General features: G+C 46.9%; 14 protein-coding genes. 5 read left to right on the top strand and 9 right to left on the bottom strand.

The genetic code is table 11. The annotated features are described in order from the left end of the window. Window positions 1-292 precede the first annotated feature (292 nt). From tsaD to cls, 7 genes are all read right to left on the bottom strand, one after another. Window positions 293-1,357 (bottom strand): tRNA (adenosine(37)-N6)-threonylcarbamoyltransferase complex transferase subunit TsaD, encoded by a 1,065-nt coding sequence (gene tsaD, locus BK127_RS14815; RefSeq protein WP_076231336.1) that lies wholly within the window; start codon window positions 1,355-1,357, stop codon window positions 293-295. Window position 1,358: 1 nt separating this feature from the next. Then, on the bottom strand, window positions 1,359-1,871 hold the full coding sequence (gene rimI / locus BK127_RS14810; protein ID WP_256711315.1) for a ribosomal protein S18-alanine N-acetyltransferase: 513 nt from the start codon (window positions 1,869-1,871) through the stop codon (window positions 1,359-1,361). Between the two features lie 3 nt (window positions 1,872-1,874). Then, entirely contained in the window at window positions 1,875-2,720 is an 846-nt protein-coding gene (tsaB, locus tag BK127_RS14805) for a tRNA (adenosine(37)-N6)-threonylcarbamoyltransferase complex dimerization subunit type 1 TsaB (RefSeq protein WP_076231333.1), read from the bottom strand. Further along, complete coding sequence (gene tsaE / locus BK127_RS14800; RefSeq protein WP_076231331.1) at window positions 2,717-3,202, bottom strand: tRNA (adenosine(37)-N6)-threonylcarbamoyltransferase complex ATPase subunit type 1 TsaE; 486 nt, start codon at window positions 3,200-3,202, stop codon at window positions 2,717-2,719. Before tsaE ends, tsaB begins: the two co-directional genes overlap by 4 nt. Window positions 3,203-3,208: 6 nt before the next feature. Then, complete coding sequence (gene thiL / locus BK127_RS14795) at window positions 3,209-4,249, bottom strand: thiamine-phosphate kinase (protein WP_076231329.1); 1,041 nt, start codon at window positions 4,247-4,249, stop codon at window positions 3,209-3,211. A gap of 263 nt (window positions 4,250-4,512) precedes the next feature. Beyond that, window positions 4,513-4,800, bottom strand: coding sequence for a hypothetical protein (locus BK127_RS14790; RefSeq protein ID WP_256711314.1), 288 nt, complete (start codon window positions 4,798-4,800; stop codon window positions 4,513-4,515). Window positions 4,801-4,904: 104 nt separating this feature from the next. Further along, entirely contained in the window at window positions 4,905-6,359 is a 1,455-nt protein-coding gene (gene cls / locus BK127_RS14785; RefSeq protein WP_076231326.1) for a cardiolipin synthase, read from the bottom strand. A gap of 215 nt (window positions 6,360-6,574) precedes the next feature. Between cls and BK127_RS14780 the strand changes: the two genes are divergently transcribed. The 4 genes from BK127_RS14780 to BK127_RS14765 all read left to right on the top strand — a co-directional run bounded on the left by BK127_RS14780 (window position 6,575) and on the right by BK127_RS14765 (window position 11,884). Then, window positions 6,575-8,191, top strand: a complete 1,617-nt coding sequence (locus BK127_RS14780; protein WP_076231323.1) for a spore germination protein — start codon at window positions 6,575-6,577, stop codon at window positions 8,189-8,191. After that, a complete protein-coding gene (locus tag BK127_RS14775) occupies window positions 8,188-9,369 on the top strand; it encodes a Ger(x)C family spore germination protein (protein ID WP_076231320.1) in 1,182 nt (393 codons plus the stop codon). Before BK127_RS14780 ends, BK127_RS14775 begins: the two co-directional genes overlap by 4 nt. Before the next feature lie 269 nt (window positions 9,370-9,638). Then, window positions 9,639-11,006 carry a GerAB/ArcD/ProY family transporter gene (locus BK127_RS14770; RefSeq protein ID WP_076231318.1) on the top strand — a complete coding sequence of 456 codons (1,368 nt, stop codon included), beginning with the start codon at window positions 9,639-9,641 and terminating at the stop codon, window positions 11,004-11,006. 128 nt (window positions 11,007-11,134) lie between these two features. Then, window positions 11,135-11,884, top strand: coding sequence for an HAD family hydrolase (locus BK127_RS14765; protein ID WP_076231315.1), 750 nt, complete (start codon window positions 11,135-11,137; stop codon window positions 11,882-11,884). Between the two features lie 11 nt (window positions 11,885-11,895). Here the strand turns inward: BK127_RS14765 and BK127_RS14760 are convergent, their stop codons facing one another. Next, a complete protein-coding gene (locus BK127_RS14760; protein WP_076231313.1) occupies window positions 11,896-13,500 on the bottom strand; it encodes a DUF4153 domain-containing protein in 1,605 nt (534 codons plus the stop codon). A 26-nt stretch (window positions 13,501-13,526) separates the two neighbouring features. Next, window positions 13,527-13,985, bottom strand: coding sequence for a hypothetical protein (locus BK127_RS14755; protein ID WP_076231310.1), 459 nt, complete (start codon window positions 13,983-13,985; stop codon window positions 13,527-13,529). Window positions 13,986-14,177: 192 nt separating this feature from the next. Between BK127_RS14755 and BK127_RS14750 the strand changes: the two genes are divergently transcribed. Continuing rightward, entirely contained in the window at window positions 14,178-15,992 is a 1,815-nt protein-coding gene (locus tag BK127_RS14750) for an ABC transporter substrate-binding protein (protein WP_076231308.1), read from the top strand. Window positions 15,993-16,140 lie beyond the last annotated feature (148 nt).

Genomic DNA, 16,140 nt, shown 5'->3' with positions numbered 1-16,140 from the left:
CAATTCTTTTCGATCATTTTCGACATTCCGTCAAAAGCGACCTGATCAATATAACACATTCATTCATTCAATTGCAAGTATTATTTTTAAACACTTTGTAATTTTATGAATATTTTTGTCTTCTTCAATGCCTTCAAATTCGACTGCCTCAGAAGCGACAAGAAGTAATATAACAAATCCAGATACAGAATGCAAGTACTATTTTCAATTTATTAATAAAGAAGTTAGAAGGCACGGTTTATCCTATTAAAAAGCCGCCCTGCACATAAGCAGAACGGCTTCAGGAAGCAGATTATACGGACCACTCTTCCAAACTCAAAAGAGGCTCAGCCTTAAAATCCAAAGACGAAAACTGTCCACGCTGAAACTTCAAATAGGCAGCCGCTCCGATCATAGCAGCATTATCTGTGCATAATCCAAGGGGCGGTGTAAGCAACGGCACATTTGCTTCCGCACAACGTACAGCCAGCTGCTGCCGCAGTCCTTGATTCGCAGCTACTCCTCCCGCCAGCAGCAGCTGCTTCGCTCCGTAAGCCTTAACGGCACGCAATGCTTTTTCTACCAGAACCTCAACAACAGATGCTTGAAAGCCTTTGGCTACAGATCCTGGATCAAGCGGCTGCCCCTTCATATTGGCCTGATTCAATGCAGATAAAACAGCAGATTTGAGTCCGCTGAAACTAAAATCATAAGAATCCGACTCCAGCCACGCACGAGGAAGAGCCAGTGCCTCGCCCGCTTCCTGAGCCAGACGATCAATATATGGGCCTCCAGGGTATGGAAGCTTTAAAGCACGCGCCACTTTATCATAGGCTTCACCTGCAGCATCATCCCGGGTTTGACCAATAATTTTGAAGTTACCCTCAGATTCAATATAAACCAGCTCTGTATGTCCACCCGACACAACGAGCGAGACCAAGGGATACTGCAGCTCATGCACAAGCTGATTGGCATATATATGACCTGCAATATGATGAACGGCAATTAAAGGTAGCTCTAAGGCGTACGCCAATGCTTTGGCAGCCACCACTCCAACCAGTAAAGCTCCAATAAGCCCGGGTCCCTGCGTAACTGCGATGGCCGACAGGTCGCTTGGTGCGACACCCGACTTTTCTAAAGCTTCTTCAATGATCCAGGTAATGCTTTCCACATGCTTGCGTGAAGCCAGCTCAGGCACGACTCCACCAAAGCGTTCATGGGTTTCGATTTGACTGGAAACGATATTAGACTTAATAATCGTACCGTTCTCGACAATGGCTACTGACGTTTCATCGCAGCTCGTCTCTATGGCCAAAATATATAAGGGCTTATTGGGATCGGATGCAGACTGATTTACTTGCATATCGTTGCTATTCATTTTAATTCCCCTGTAAGTTATTTAGCGTGCGCTTGGAATCAGGCAAATCCGCCCACATGATGATTGCATCTTCCTGATTGTCTGTATAGTACCCGCGTCGTACACCGACTCCATAAAACCCAAGCTTTTCATACAATGCCTGGGCTATGCGGTTAGAGGGCCTTACTTCCAGTGTCATTCGTGCAGCCCCAAGAAAAACAGCTGTTTTTTGCATCTCTCTCAGCAGTCTTTCACCAAGCTTTTTCCCTCTATGCCTCTTACCGACGGCAATGTTGGTAATGTGCGCTTCGTCGACGATGATCCACATTCCGCCATAGCCAAGCACGCCTTCTTCCGAATCCATGACCATATAACGAGCGAATTGATTGTTTGTTAATTCATTATAAAAGGCTGCCGAGGTCCATGGTGTCGTGAATGCTTCCTGCTCAATCTCACAAATGATCGGAATATCTTCAAGACACATAGCGCGAAACTCCAAGGCTCGAGGGGCATCCGTAGGTTCGTTATGATTCACTAGTCATTTCGCCTCCTCTGCTTGAGCTTTCCATTTGACCTCTGCCTCTGTCAGCTGCGTGTAATTGGGAATTAAGCCATGCGGCTCCCGAGTGTCTCCATGTTTCCATTGTTCAAGCGCCAAATCAGCCGTATAACGGGCTCTCATTTCATGATGTACGATTTCTGCGGCGCCTGTCCAGCTTTTAGAAAAATGCTCAATTGTCGCTTCATGCAGTCCGGTCTCACCTGTAAAAATAATACGATCCGGACGCTCAGTTTCCGTACTCTTATCCATGGCACGTTCGAGCAACTCTTCCGACCAACTGGACATGAGACGAATGCCATCGGTCGCCAAACAGCTCCATTGCTGGTTCGCTGCTTGATAAAGAGCAGTAAAAGCCTGACCTCTCCGAGCCTCAAACATCGGAACCACCCAGACTTTTTCCTGTAGTTCTTCTATATGGGAGAATACCGACGCTCCCGAGGTACGCCCCTTACCTGCATGGGATGGTGACTCCAGCATCGTATGGACGCCGCCTAAAGCCAGAGCTTCCAAACTCGATACTGCAAGCAATACCTTCTGATGCGTCCAAGCCAACGTTTTGGCAACAGTAACGCCTATACGTACACCCGTGTAAGATCCGGGTCCGACTCCGACTGCGAATGCATCCACATCCCGTGAATGAAGCCCAGCAGATGCAAGTACCTGCTGAATATGTGGAAGTAAATGTATCGAATGATTGCGTTCTGCATTTGAATTCAACTCACCCAGCAGCTCACCGCCGCGCGTTAATGCAACTGACATGGAGCTCGTGGAAGTATCTATGGCAAGCAGCGTGCCCTGTAAGTTTATTTGATCGTTATTCATATTAAAACTCCGTTCTCCTTAAGCTGTTCACACCATTGTTCATAGGAATCCCCGTGTGGGTTCAGCCTGAATAAGCGGGTCTGTTCACCACAATTCTCGATGGTTACGGACAAACGATCTGCAGGCAATAGCTCCTCTATTAAAGAAGACCATTCTATTAAAGTAACACCTGACCCATATAAATAATCGTCCAGTCCAAGATCATCCGCCTCCTCCAAAGAAAGACGGTATACATCCATATGATAAAAAGGGAGTTTCTCCCCTTCATATTCTTTAATAATAGTAAAGGTAGGACTGTTCACAATACCACGCACGCCGAGAGCTTTGGCGACCGCTTGAGCGAATGCGGTTTTGCCCGCACCCAGATCACCGTCAAGTGTAACTACGGTACCGGGTTGAAAGCAGGATGCTAGAGCGGATGCAAGACTCGCTGTTTGCTCGAGACCCACTGCCTGGTATGAATAAGTGTGTTTTGTCGGCATACAAGCTCAATCCTTTCGAAAATGATTGTAGCCTTTTTTATCAATCGGAACGACATATCCGCTGCTTTGAACAAGACGCACACCGCTATCTTCCGCATTCACATAACCGATAATGTATAGCGTATGCCCGGCTTCCCTGAATTTGATTTGCATTTCAATCGCATGCTCAGCCTGCATCGTACCGATAAGCTTGTAGTCTTCACCGCCGTAGAGAATATAATGGAGCGGATCTTTTTCGGCTTTCTCGGCATACGCCATAAGTTCATCCGCAATTGGAATGCGATCCTCGATCAAGTCGATCCCCACACCGGATGCCTGGGCAATTTCCCAAGCCTCACTGGCAAGTCCATCACTTACATCGTTCAAAGCCCCACAAACCTTGGATTGCTGCAAAAGCTGCCCCATTTCAATCTGAGGCTCTGGACGGCAATGGGCCGCTATTAATCGGGCTTCTGCCGAATCCTTGCCAGCTTGAGGCCACTGCTCAATTGGAAGTGCTTGCTGCAGCAGGTATTCCAGACCCGCAGCAGAGCAGCCAAGCTCACCCGTGGCGAATACAACATCACCTGTTTTGGCCGTTGAACGCAGCAATGCCTGACCATCGGGAACTTCACCGATCACGGTAACGGTTAAAGTCAGACCACCAATACAGGAGGTTGTGTCTCCACCAACGATGACGACACTCCAGCGATTGGCGCATTCATACAGCCCTTGATAAACGGCTTCCAGCTTATGCTGTGGCGTTTCCTGTGGAATGCTGAGCGCAACCAGCGCATAACGCGGTATTGCCCCCATTGCCGCTATGTCACTGATCGCGGCAGCCATGGCTTTATAGCCCACATCGCTGTCACGCATCGTATGCGGTTGAAAATGGACCGATTCCGTCATCGTATCACAGGTCATCACAAGCTGGCATCCAGGTGCCAAATACGCAACTGCCGCGTCATCTCCGATTCCTATGTCGACCCCGCTAGCCTGCTGAAAAGCAGCTGACTGTTTTCCTTCTGTCAAACGCCGTATAAGTGCAAATTCGTCCAAAGAACTCAACGTTTAGCCGCCTCCGAATTGGTTTCCCCCTATTATATCCCTCTCCATCAAAGGTGGCAACAAAGAGGTAGTCCTCTCCCTAAAAAGGGAGGGACACGGAGAGCTAAACCATCTGGACCCCTTTGGAGTGAATAAGAAAATACGTTGAACAAGATTACTTGAATGCTGGAATGAGACAGACTGTGATCAGCTCTGAACGAATTCATCCCGGACGGGATGGGCGCTGGCGCGGATGCGCCCGACTATTCTGGGGAGGGTTTTGCTTAACTCTTCTCTTCTTTATGATTAAGGACAGATTCTGGATACGTCATCGTATCGGTTGTCGATTCTCCGATGTGACCGTTACTCATTGTGACATTGCCGCCGCCTAAGCCCTCATTGACCATCCGGTCGATGTCCATGAAATAATCCTCACGGCCTTGAACATCCACGCCTGTACCTGGTGAGGCTGAGCTCATTGCAGCTGCGTCTTCTTGGGTTCGTGCCTTTGTAATTTCGTTGATCGGTTCCTTTTCTTCCGATTCGTTCGTATTTGTGTTGGACTTGCTCATTGGATTACCTCCCTGGAGTTTAATTACTGTTGGACACGCTCTTTTAGCATGTCCATTCCACTCCAGCTATCATTCACATCGCCGCGGATAGCAGGCATACGCTTTTAAAAAAGCGGTGAGAGTAGGCGGGCTGCAATTTCTTTGGTGCGATGCCAGCGTGAACGAGATCGAAATACCTCCAGCTTTAACTCCGTACTATTTCGTAAGTCTATGGCGCAATCGGCTTCAAGTCGCCTGATCGTTTTTTTATCAAACAGCACGGCATTTAATTCAAAATTGCTGTAAAAGCTGCGAAGATCTACATTGGCGCTGCCAACCGTAGCGAAATTATCGTCAATGATCAAAATTTTGGCATGCATAAATCCTTTTTGATATTCATAAATGTGGACTCCGGCTTCCATCAACTCCTCAAAGTAGGAGCTTGAAGCATAATTAACAGCAGGGGAATCCGATTTAAACGGATATACAACCTTTACATCCAAACCGCTGATAGCGGCTGTTTTCAAAGCCATACGTAAACTCGGGTCCGGTATAAAATATGGAGTAATCAGGATAATCTTCTGCTGCGCATTAGTAATGGCTCCAAAATACAGCTGTAAAATATTATGCTGCTTCGTATCCGGGCCGCTGCTAATAATCTGAGCAGACTTGTTTCCGTAGGTCTGGAGATCCGGATATAAGCCAACACCCGTCACATGCTTACCGCTAACAAACATCCATTCCTTCAAGAAAATAGATTGCAGTGTATGTACAACAGTGCCAACAAGCTCCAAATGCGTATCTCTCCAAAAACCAAGCTTCGGATCAGCGCCCATATATTCTGCACCGATGTTGAGTCCCCCCACATAACCCTTATATCCATCAATAACCAGTATTCTGCGATGATTACGATAGTTCATCCTTTTATCGAAGAAAGCAATAAGGGGTCGCAGAAACAAATAAACCTCTACCCCGCCCTGCCGGAGTTGATCAAGAAAGCGCTGCTCCAGCTGATAGCTGCCCACCCCGTCGAATATGCAGCGCACTTGAACACCTTGCTTCGCTTTTCGAATCAGCAGCTCCAGAAAAGTCAGACCTATCGTGTCGCCCCGAAAGGTGTAGATTTCAAAATGGATGTGCCGTTTCGCACCCTCCATTGCCTCCAGCATGGCAGGATAGGCTTCGTCCGCGTCAGTAAGTACCCTGATTTCATTATTGGTAGAACGCGGCCCATCTGATATTTGGTCTAGCAGCTCATCCAAACGATTCTTCATAGACAGCACATCTTGCTTTGACTCTAGAACGTGCTCATGATCCTTGCTATTTGACGGTAAAACAATAGAAGTAGGTTTGTTACCTGCAGGATGCTGCAATGAATCGTAGTTAAATTCATGCCGTCGTACCTTTTGCCTGCGTGAATATTCCGTAGCCAGAAAATAATACATAACAAATCCAATAATGGGAAAAACAAATAAAATAAATAGCCATGCGAGGGTCTTGGCGGGTTTGCGATACTCAATCAGCAATATGGTCAGTATTTGAAAAATAAATATTAGCAGCACAATAACCAGCCATAACAATGAAACGCAGCCCCTTTCTCACATGTAGTCAACTCTTTCTCATTCGTCCTCTAGCTTTGACCTATCGCGTAGGAGCTATACAAGGGACAAAGCGCTGCAGAGAAATTGTTCGAAGTTTCTGTGAAACAGACATAAAATTTTCAATTTAAGGCAACCTACACGTGAGACGCTCCGCCATTAGCTGGCAGCACAGGAAACTCAAGGAGGTCGTCAACATGCTTCGTAACCGAAAAGAAAACAAATCCGGCAAACAACAGACAGATACTTTGCACCATTTTGATTATCAATTTATTGACGAATTAAAATCGGTACCGATCTTCGTAACGCTGGAGGAAAATAAAGACTATTTAAAGCATTTATTCGCGGACTGCTCGGATTTTGTCATCCGTGAGTTCACCATTGAAGGCGGTATCTCAGCGATCATTGTGTTCGTGGACGGCATGGTCAATACCCAATTCGCCAACGAGGCAATGAAATCGCTCATGATCCTTGAGGGACATGAACAGCTGATCGATGCCATTGTTGAAGCAACACTGCCCATTAGTCAAACGCAGAAAACAGACAATTATTCAGATATGCTCATCTCTATACTCAGCGGTGATGCCGGACTGATTGTTGAGGGTAACAATCAAGCTCTGCTCATGGGCATTCGAGGTATGGAGAAGCGCTCTATTAATGAACCGGAAACGGAATCCGTCATTCGTGGTCCTCGTGAAGGCTTTGTGGAAAATATTCGTACCAACACGTCGATGATTCGCCGTAAGCTGAAAACACCGCATTTGAAAATGAAGCCGATGACAATCGGGCGAGAAAGCAACACCAGTATTGTTATCACTTATATGGACGATATTGCCGATCCGGAGATTGTCAAAGAAGTGCTGCGCAGGCTGGAGAAGATTGATATTGATGCAGTGCTCGAATCCGGCTATATCGAAGAATTTATTCAGGATTCAGCTTATTCGCCTTTTCCACAGCTTCAATATACGGAGCGCCCCGATACGGTCGCTGCAGCTTTATTGCAGGGTAAGGTTGGTATTATCGTTGATGGAACTCCGTTCGTACTGTTAGTGCCGTTCGTCTTCACCGACATCCTGCAATCCAATGAAGATTATTACGAACGTTTTCAGATCGCGTCTTTGATCCGAATATTACGTTACATTTTTATGGTCCTCTCTTTGTTGACGCCAGGGTTATATGTAGCCATAACAACCTTTCACCAGGATTTGATTCCCACTTCCTTGCTGCTATCCATAGCCGCAGCCCGAGAAGCGATCCCTTTTCCTGCTGTTGTAGAAGCATTAATCATGGAGATCACGTTCGAGGGTCTGCGTGAAGCAGGTATCCGACTCCCCAAAACCATCGGCTCTGCCGTCAGTATTCTAGGGGCGTTGGTCGTGGGGCAAGCGGCTGTGCAGGCGGGGATTGTTTCGGCACCGATGGTCATTGTTGTATCGCTAACGGGAATCGCTTCTTTCACGATTCCTCGCTTCAATGGCGCGATCGCAATTCGGATGCTGCGCTTTCCTATCATCATCGCCGCTTCGATCTTTGGCATGTATGGCATCCTGATTTCGGTATTAATCATTATCGGACATATGGCTAATTTACGCTCGTTTGGTATTCCCTATTTGTCTCCACTGGGTCCTCTATCCGTCGGCGATTTGATGGATACCGCGGTGCGCCCTCCTCTATGGCTCAACAAGCATCGGTCCTACTTTATGTCCGTTCAGGATTCAATCCGTTTGGGAGACGAGCTGCCTGCTGAAATCAAAGAGCAAGGCGGGCAGAAGGGGGAAACGATCCACCATGAGAAGGAGGAGGACACCCTATGAGCGCACGCAGCACAAGCTTACTCCTGCTATTGCTGGTTTCAACGCTGCTATCGGGCTGCTGGGACCGTACAGAAATTAATGATATGGCCTTTATTTTGACCTCCGCTATCGATTTGGAGAAGGACGGGAAAATTCGTTACACGGTTATGCTGCCACTGCCGGGACAAATGGGTGGGGCCACTGGTGGCGGTGGCGGCGGCGGTTCAAATGGCGGGAAGAGCTACTATATAGATTCCGAAGTCGGAGAAACGTACCGTGAATGCCATATGAAGCTGCAAAAACGAATGTCGAGACGTATGTTTTTGGCTCATCGCAGAACCATTCTGGTCGGAGAGGATCTGGCACGACAGGGGATTCGCGAGCTTTTTGACACCGTACCGCGCAGTCCTGAAAGCCGGATGACCACCTTTCTCGTTGTCACCAAGGGAAAAGCTTACGACATGATGAATTCCACGCCCAAATTCGAGCATTTCCCATCTGAAGCCATACGTGAATTAATCAAGTCCAAATCAGTTATGGACATCAACTTCAAGGATTTTGGGATTTCACTTAGCTTACCTGGTGCTGATCCGGTTGCCGTGTATATGGACGTGAAGGATTCAGAACAGGGTGTTGAATCCTCCAAGGAAGTGGAACTTAAAGGCTATGCACAATTTCGCCATGATAAGATGGTGGGTACGTTGGAAAATGATGCAGCAATGGGTCTCAGTATCATCAATGGGCAAAAAATGATCAGCCACTCCATCACGCTTCAAATGGGAGACGGTCAAATTATGTCTGCACGGATCTACGAAGCACTAACAAATATTAACACCAAGCTGATAAATCAAAAGCTGGAATATGATATAGCATTGAACATAAAGGCTACGTTAATGGAGGACACTTCCCACTACGATTTGAGTCAAACTAAAAACATCTTATTGGTCGAGGATGGTATATCCAAGAAGGTCAAAAGTGCCGTTCAGGATGTCATTAATCAATCTCTTAAAAATAATGTCGACTCCTGCGAGTTTGGAAACTTTCTATGGAGAGCATATCCTGGCGAATGGAAATCTCAGTTTGAGAAAAACTGGCCAGAGAGTTTGAAGGATGCCAAATTTAATATACAGGTACAAAGCCAGCTGACAGATACGGGGCTCATCTTTGATAATGTTACGAGGGAGCGGATCACCCAATGAATCTCATATTCCTGACTATCGTTTTTTTTGTACTTGTGTTGAATCTACTGTTGAACCTGAAGAAAATGCGCAAGCAGCCTTTGCCGCTCAGGTGGCTTTGTCGGATCGTATATGCATGCTCGTTCAGCCTGTTTTTGTGCATCTTGTTTCATGTTAACATCCCGATGCCTACCCGTTTTTTTGTCAACCATGTCTCACCTTGGGCGTTCTCTCTCCTTCAATCTTTGAATAGTACACTTAAATAGAACCTTGCAAAGGCAGATGAGCAGATGGACTCTAAACAAATAATTAATTACCGACAATTCGCCTGGCTGACCGCCGCTCTGCTTTCAGGCGGTGGTCTTATCAGTACCCAACAGGTATTATTTCGCATTGGCTACTCGGATGCCTGGTCGGCTTATATGCTACCCGTGCTGTATGTGATCGGAGTTGCAGCCCTGTTCACTATGCTGGTCAAACGTTTTCCCAATAAACATCTCTTTGAAATTAATAAAATCGTCTTCGGCTCTGTGATCGGAACTATCGTTAATCTGATACTTCTGTTTCATCTATGGCTGATTCTTACACGCGATTTATCCACATTCGGTAAATTTATCGGGATTACATTGCTTCCCAATACCCCTGGGGAAATGATCCTCTTGGTCTTGGTCGTGCTGTTTATCGTATATGGCAAAACGAGTGTGGAGGTATTGGCACGAGTCAATGACCTGTTATTCCCTGCATTTGTATTGATTATCCTGCTGACACCGCTTGCCTTGGCCAACGAAATGGACATCCGGTTAATGCAGCCCGTACTGACCAGACCGTGGAGTTCCATTTTCTCAATCAATGTACTTAGTCTGGGCTGGTTTGGCGATATTTTTGTAATGGGTGCCTTCTTACATACGTTATGGGGGCCACGTCAGGTTGGCTCTGCGATACGGCACGGTGTCCTGATGGCAGCCTGCATGCTCTTCGACTTTATCGTGCTCGAGGTGCTGGTACTGGGTCCGACAATTCCAGCAAATATGGTTTACCCCAACTATTCCTTGATCCAGCAGATTCATATTACCGACTTTCTGGATCGGCTGGACTTGCTTGTTCTGGTTATCTGTTTCCCGGTTACCGCTTGTGGTTTGCTTCTCGTCTACCTGGCCTTTCAATTGGGGATGGCGAGCCTGGTGAATCAGCGTGATTACAGCAAATTGAATACACCTGTCGCCCTGCTTCTCCTGCTGACGACCGTGCTTGCTTTTAAAGGTACTTCTGAGGTATTCAGTTTTGTTAATTACAGTTCGTCCGTCATTACGCTAAGCTACCAGCCTCTTCTATTTATATTGCTGGGGCTGCTGTCCCTGCGTCATCCCATTCATCAGGATCAAAAAAACGATCAGAACGACACCTCGAAGGAAAATGGTACAACAAAGCCTGCTGCGCCCCCCAAACCTGCTTCTCCGCTGCAGCGATCACCCCAGCAAGGCTGGGAACGTTGGACCTATATTTTGCTGGCCATCAGCCTGGCTGCATTAATAATCGGCCTTTGGAAAGCGAACAGTTGGGCAAGTGCTGGCTTTATCTGTGGAAGTATGTATGGGCTTTGCTCAATCCTGCTCATCTACACCTCTTACATGGAGATTCATTCGCTCAGCAAAAGATGACAAGGCCTCCAGAGATCTCAGAAATAAGCATGATCTAGAGCGATACACGCTCCATGGAGGGCATACTGAGGATAGGATTTTCCCTGATGCCATGATATAATCTGCTTAAAAAATAACGGAGACAACCTATGATAAAGCAAACGATTTTATTTGATCTGGACGATACATTAATTCACTGCAACAAATATTTTGATCTGGTAGTTGAGCAATTCGCGGATTTAATGGAGATGTTTTTTCATACCTACCATGTTCCTGTCGAGGAAATCAAAAAAAAGCAGGCTGAGGCTGATCTGGATCGTGTGATGCGGCTTGGCTTTGATCCTAATCATTTTCCCGAGTCATTCGTTGAAACCTATGACTATTTCTCTGACTTAACCGGCCGACCGAAAAATTCCGATGAAATTGCCCGATTGACGGAAATTGGAAGAACCGTATATGGGCATAGTATTGAGCCTTATCCAGGGATGAAAGAGACGCTAATCCAGTTGGAGACTGAAGGACACGAGCTTCATCTGTATACGGGCGGCGACAGAATGATTCAGATGCGCAAAGTAACGGAAGCCGATTTGGAACGTTTTTTTGGCAGTAATATTCATGTCACCCGCCACAAAACAGACGAATATCTGGAGCAGCTGATTACCGAGCAGCAGTTTGAGCGCAAATCGACCTGGATGATCGGTAACTCGCTTCGCACTGATGTTACCCCCGCTCTGAAAGCAGGCCTAAACACGATATTTATGCCTGCTCTACAGGAATGGATCTATAATCAAGTCGATATTGACACGGAGCCTCAAGGTGCTTTCTTAACACTAGCCTCACTATATGAAATTCCGGAAGCAATCCGCAGCTACCTATCTTCGACTTCATCCGATATGTAAGCTTAATTGGACTATCTCGAATAGTACTCCAGTGATTCCAACGGTTCCAATGGGATAGCCTGCAGCGCTTTGCCAGCCTTCCACATCGATAAATTGAAAGAAACCCACGACGTCTCTCCGTGAAGCGGAAGGCGTCTTTTCATGAGCTGGATCGCTTTATCCGTTCCTTCCAGCTCTGGATGCTTCTTCTTCAATTCTAAGAGATAGGGCACGACCTCAAAGCTGAGGGAACCCAAATATTCCGTATCGATACTGCCGAAGGCTTCAAAGCGTTTGATATTGTTGGAAGCTACGATCGCATCCACCTGCATATAGTTAACGATCAAATACGCAGCTAACGCCAGAATCGCATAAGGCTTCATCAGCTGGAGGCGATCCTTCCACAGCTTTACCAAAGCAATCGTAAACAGCACTGATAGGAAGATGATAAATACATCGACCAATAAACGTGTCTCCGAAAAACCATACGCCTCCTCATACATCAGCATCCGCAAAAATGCCGAGCAAAGCATAACACCTGTGCAGCCGATCAATACAGCCAAAAGCACTCGAAGGAATATGTCATTCGATCGTACAGCACGATCCGTCCCGTGCAGCGTGATCATCAGCAGCGTAAAATTAATAACCGTGACTACAATCAGCTCAGCAAAACCGCGATGAGCGTAGTCAGCATAAGTCATTTCCGAAGGCAGCGCAGTCATGCCCCCTCCAAAAAAATAAGAAAACTGCACGACTGCAAACAACACATACATCGTGTTCAAAATCAGCAGGATCGTTATGGTTACTGTAGCGTCCAGACCAACTTTTTTTCTGGGAACAGCAGGCACGTTAGCATAAGACGGCCCAAATTCAGAGGGATCTGCATTGCCAAGTGATGCTTGAGCCTGATTCCCCCACATCTCCTCCTCCGGTCTGTGCCTCCTCTTCAATGGGTACAGCATACCCCACACATAAGCGAATAGCCCGCTAGTTACGAAACCGATCCAGATCAACCTGAATATCGTTTCACCTGGATGCATATCACCCACAAGCTCCGGAAGCTGAGAAAGCATACGATCGAACATCGTATCCGCGGAAGCAAGCAGCGATCCGACAAGCAGAACCATTGGCAGTGAAATGACAATGCCGATCAGTATTTTCCACATACGCTGAGAACGCCCTGTTTGAATTCTTTCCTTGATGCTTCTGATTACTACGACAGCAGGCCGCGGGATATAGCGCATCGTATGTCCGAACATCTGCTCCAGAACAGCGAGCACCATACTCACATCGTACCAGCGAATTGCAGGCCGCCGCAGCGTCCATATGGTATGCACAAAGATCAGGCAAGGAATCGCAAATGCATTCAGCACCATGAACAGTGTATTTGAAAAAACCGCATACGTTAAGGATAGTAAGGCTATCGGGATGAGCAGCATAAATGAAGCATCCAGACGCAGCGCGATCCTCTCCTTCAAAGCCCAATAAAAATAAATATAAAAAACAGCGATAAACAATGGATAGGAAACACCCCATGCTTGATCATAGAACAAGAGATGATGAACACAACCGCATACAAGAGCACCTATGAGCAGCATGGTTTGCTGTTTGCTTTGTTGTTCGTCGAGTACCAGCATAGACTTTATACCTCCGACTTTCTATTTTAATGCAGCCAATAGGTTCCGAACTGGTTAACCTTCTCTTTAATTTGACTAATATACCTACTTGCATAGGAATGGATATAGGTGCGTTCTTCGAGGGTCAGTAGTCTCTCTTCATCTTCTATTACTGTTTGAAGAGACAGCTTGAGCAGTGGATGAAACGATTCCGCGGTGATCTCAAGAGCTGCCTTCACGACCTCCTCTTCTGGAGCGAGCAGCCAATCGTTGGTCGTTTCTGTCTGTGATGATCCCGCTTGATGACTACCGTTCAGCTGGTGGTCTTGTGAAGCGGCGGCTTGTTGTTTTTCTATTTGTACGTGCATACCTGCATAGAACAGTACAGTCTGCGCGGTCGTCCTCACATTTTCCAATTCCAAAGCTTGCTCCGCCTCCTTCACAAATTGCTCAATCCACTGCATGTGTAAAGTAAAGCCTTCTGTGGTTCGCATGCTTTTTATCATTGTTATCCCTCCATTAATAGCCCAGTCCGTGAGCATAATTCTATTGTAGACAAAAAAACAGGAATAAAAAGGGCAACTTTCCAAATGGAAATTTCCTGTTTTTCCAGCTCAGGTTCGGTTATGCTTAAGTCCTACCCAGGATTGCCCTTACAGGGCGGATAACACTCCGTATTCACAGATTGAGGTGATAGCATGAAGCTGGCCAGCCATTATGTACGTTTGCGGGAAAAGCTGCCCTATGCGCAAGAGCATCAGGAGCAGGAGATCATGTTAGATGAAATAGCCGCCATCCTAGATTGTACGCATCGGAATGTAACGATGATTATGCAAAAGATGGACAAGCAGGGCTGGTTGCAATGGACGCCAAGAAAAGGCCGGGGCAACCGCTCGTTGTTACAGTTTCTGACGCCTGTGGAAGAGGTCGTGCTGCTCTTGGCCAAAGAGCTGGTCGAGCGCAAGGACCTTCGTGGCGCTTTGGAGCAAATGAACATTTCCTCAATACCCGATTCGCTAAAGGCGAACTTTCACAGCTGGTTAAACGGCTACTTCGGTTACAGCAGTGAGCTGCGAGACAGCAAAAGGTTTGATACGCTGCGGTTTCCGTTGACTCAACCGATCCAGACGCTGGACCCTGCTTTTACGAACTTTTCGGCTGAGTCTCATTTGGTCAACCAGCTGTTCGACAGCCTGGTAAGCTACAATCGACTGACGCAAACGGTCGAGCCACATTTGGCTCATGCCTGGGAAGCCAACAAAGCAAGAACCGCATGGACTTTTTATGTGCGCAAAGGTGTTCGCTTTCATCACGGCAAGGAGTTGGCTGCCGAGGATATTCAATTCACGCTGGAGCGGTTAAAGCAGTCTTCCGCACGTTCGTTATACCGCTGGGTATTTCAACAAATTGAACGGATCGAGATTATAGATCCCTTGACGATAACGATTCATTTAACTGAGCCTAATGAGCTGTTCCCGCAATTTATGAGTACGAACCGGGCTGCCATTATTCCATCGGATTCCTATCGTGAAGGAGAATCCGCATTTGCACTTGCTCCTATGGGTACAGGGCCATTCAAGCTCACCTTTCATGATGCGTCGATGTCGATTCTCGATGCCTTCCCCGATTATTTTCAGGGTAGAGCGCATTTGGATCGGGTTGAGCTGTGGCATGTACCAGATATGCAGGAACAGCAGAAGGATCAGCTCCGCACATTGGAGAGCTTTCAAATTATTCATAATTATCAGATGCCGGATACGAAGGAAAGCGATTATCTGCAGGTACAGCAGCAGGGCACAACCTGCAAATTCGTTACCTTCAATCTATTGAAGCAGGGTCCTCTGAAGGACCCCGCGATTCGGGAGGCGGTGTACGATGCATTCGATCAAGCCAAGCTGCTGAAGCTGATTGACGGCGATGCGATCTATGCGGCTGACAGCTTCATCCGCCATACACCTGTACACCTTGCCGAGACGGAGCTTGAGCAGGTACGGGAAAAAATCAAAAAGTCGGGATATGTTGGGGAACGTATTGTATTATGCACAATCCCTCATTACGAGCGGGATGCCTTGCTTGTGCAAATCCTGCTGCGTGAGGCAGGCTTAAACATTGAAGTGGTACTGCTTCCTGTTGAGGAGTTCAAGGGGGAACGGCGCCTGCAGGCTGATCTATTACTGTTCTCCATTATGCTCGACAATGATGCCGAGCTGCGTCTGATCGACTTGTACAAGAGTATGCAGCATCATTTGGAACCCAACTGCAAGGCTGCCGTCGAGCAATTCATACAAGCCGCGCTTCGCGAACCGCAGCGTGACGGACGGGCAGGCTTGCTGCACAGCATCGAACGGCGCCTGCATGATGAGCATGTACTGCAACTGCTTTATTTTAAAAGACTTAAAACAGCCTTTCATTCTTCCGTAAAAGGGATCACGCTCGATTCCCTCGATTGGGTACAGTTCAAGAACATCTGGTTCAAGCCACAAAGCGACAAGCATGGGTTACAGGACTTATGATTCATGCAAATTTTGTCGAAAGTTGCGCAACAAGAACTATTTAAGCCAATCCGAGAGTCAACTATAATAAGAGGGTATTGTAAGAAATAGGAAATAGATGTCATCTATTAGCTTCGATACGACTGACAGATTGATGTGGACAACTATG

Source organism: Paenibacillus sp. FSL H7-0331 (assembly GCF_001956045.1).
This window is presented reverse-complemented; position numbering and strand designations above follow the sequence as displayed.

Bases quoted from the DNA above. Each gene is read 5' to 3' on its own strand.
- BK127_RS14755 (WP_076231310.1), bottom strand. From the start codon at position 13,985: ATGATAAAAAGCATGCGAACCACAGAAGGCTTTACTTTACACATGCAG.
- tsaD (WP_076231336.1), bottom strand. From the start codon at position 1,357: ATGAATAGCAACGATATGCAAGTAAATCAGTCTGCATCCGATCCCAAT.
- BK127_RS14760 (WP_076231313.1), bottom strand. From the start codon at position 13,500: ATGCTGGTACTCGACGAACAACAAAGCAAACAGCAAACCATGCTGCTC.
- BK127_RS14750 (WP_076231308.1), top strand. From the start codon at position 14,178: ATGAAGCTGGCCAGCCATTATGTACGTTTGCGGGAAAAGCTGCCCTAT.
- BK127_RS14790 (WP_256711314.1), bottom strand. From the start codon at position 4,800: ATGAGCAAGTCCAACACAAATACGAACGAATCGGAAGAAAAGGAACCG.
- BK127_RS14770 (WP_076231318.1), top strand. From the start codon at position 9,639: ATGGACTCTAAACAAATAATTAATTACCGACAATTCGCCTGGCTGACC.
- BK127_RS14775 (WP_076231320.1), top strand. From the start codon at position 8,188: ATGAGCGCACGCAGCACAAGCTTACTCCTGCTATTGCTGGTTTCAACG.
- tsaE (WP_076231331.1), bottom strand. From the start codon at position 3,202: ATGCCGACAAAACACACTTATTCATACCAGGCAGTGGGTCTCGAGCAA.
- BK127_RS14765 (WP_076231315.1), top strand. From the start codon at position 11,135: ATGATAAAGCAAACGATTTTATTTGATCTGGACGATACATTAATTCAC.
- BK127_RS14780 (WP_076231323.1), top strand. From the start codon at position 6,575: ATGCTTCGTAACCGAAAAGAAAACAAATCCGGCAAACAACAGACAGAT.
- tsaB (WP_076231333.1), bottom strand. From the start codon at position 2,720: ATGAATAACGATCAAATAAACTTACAGGGCACGCTGCTTGCCATAGAT.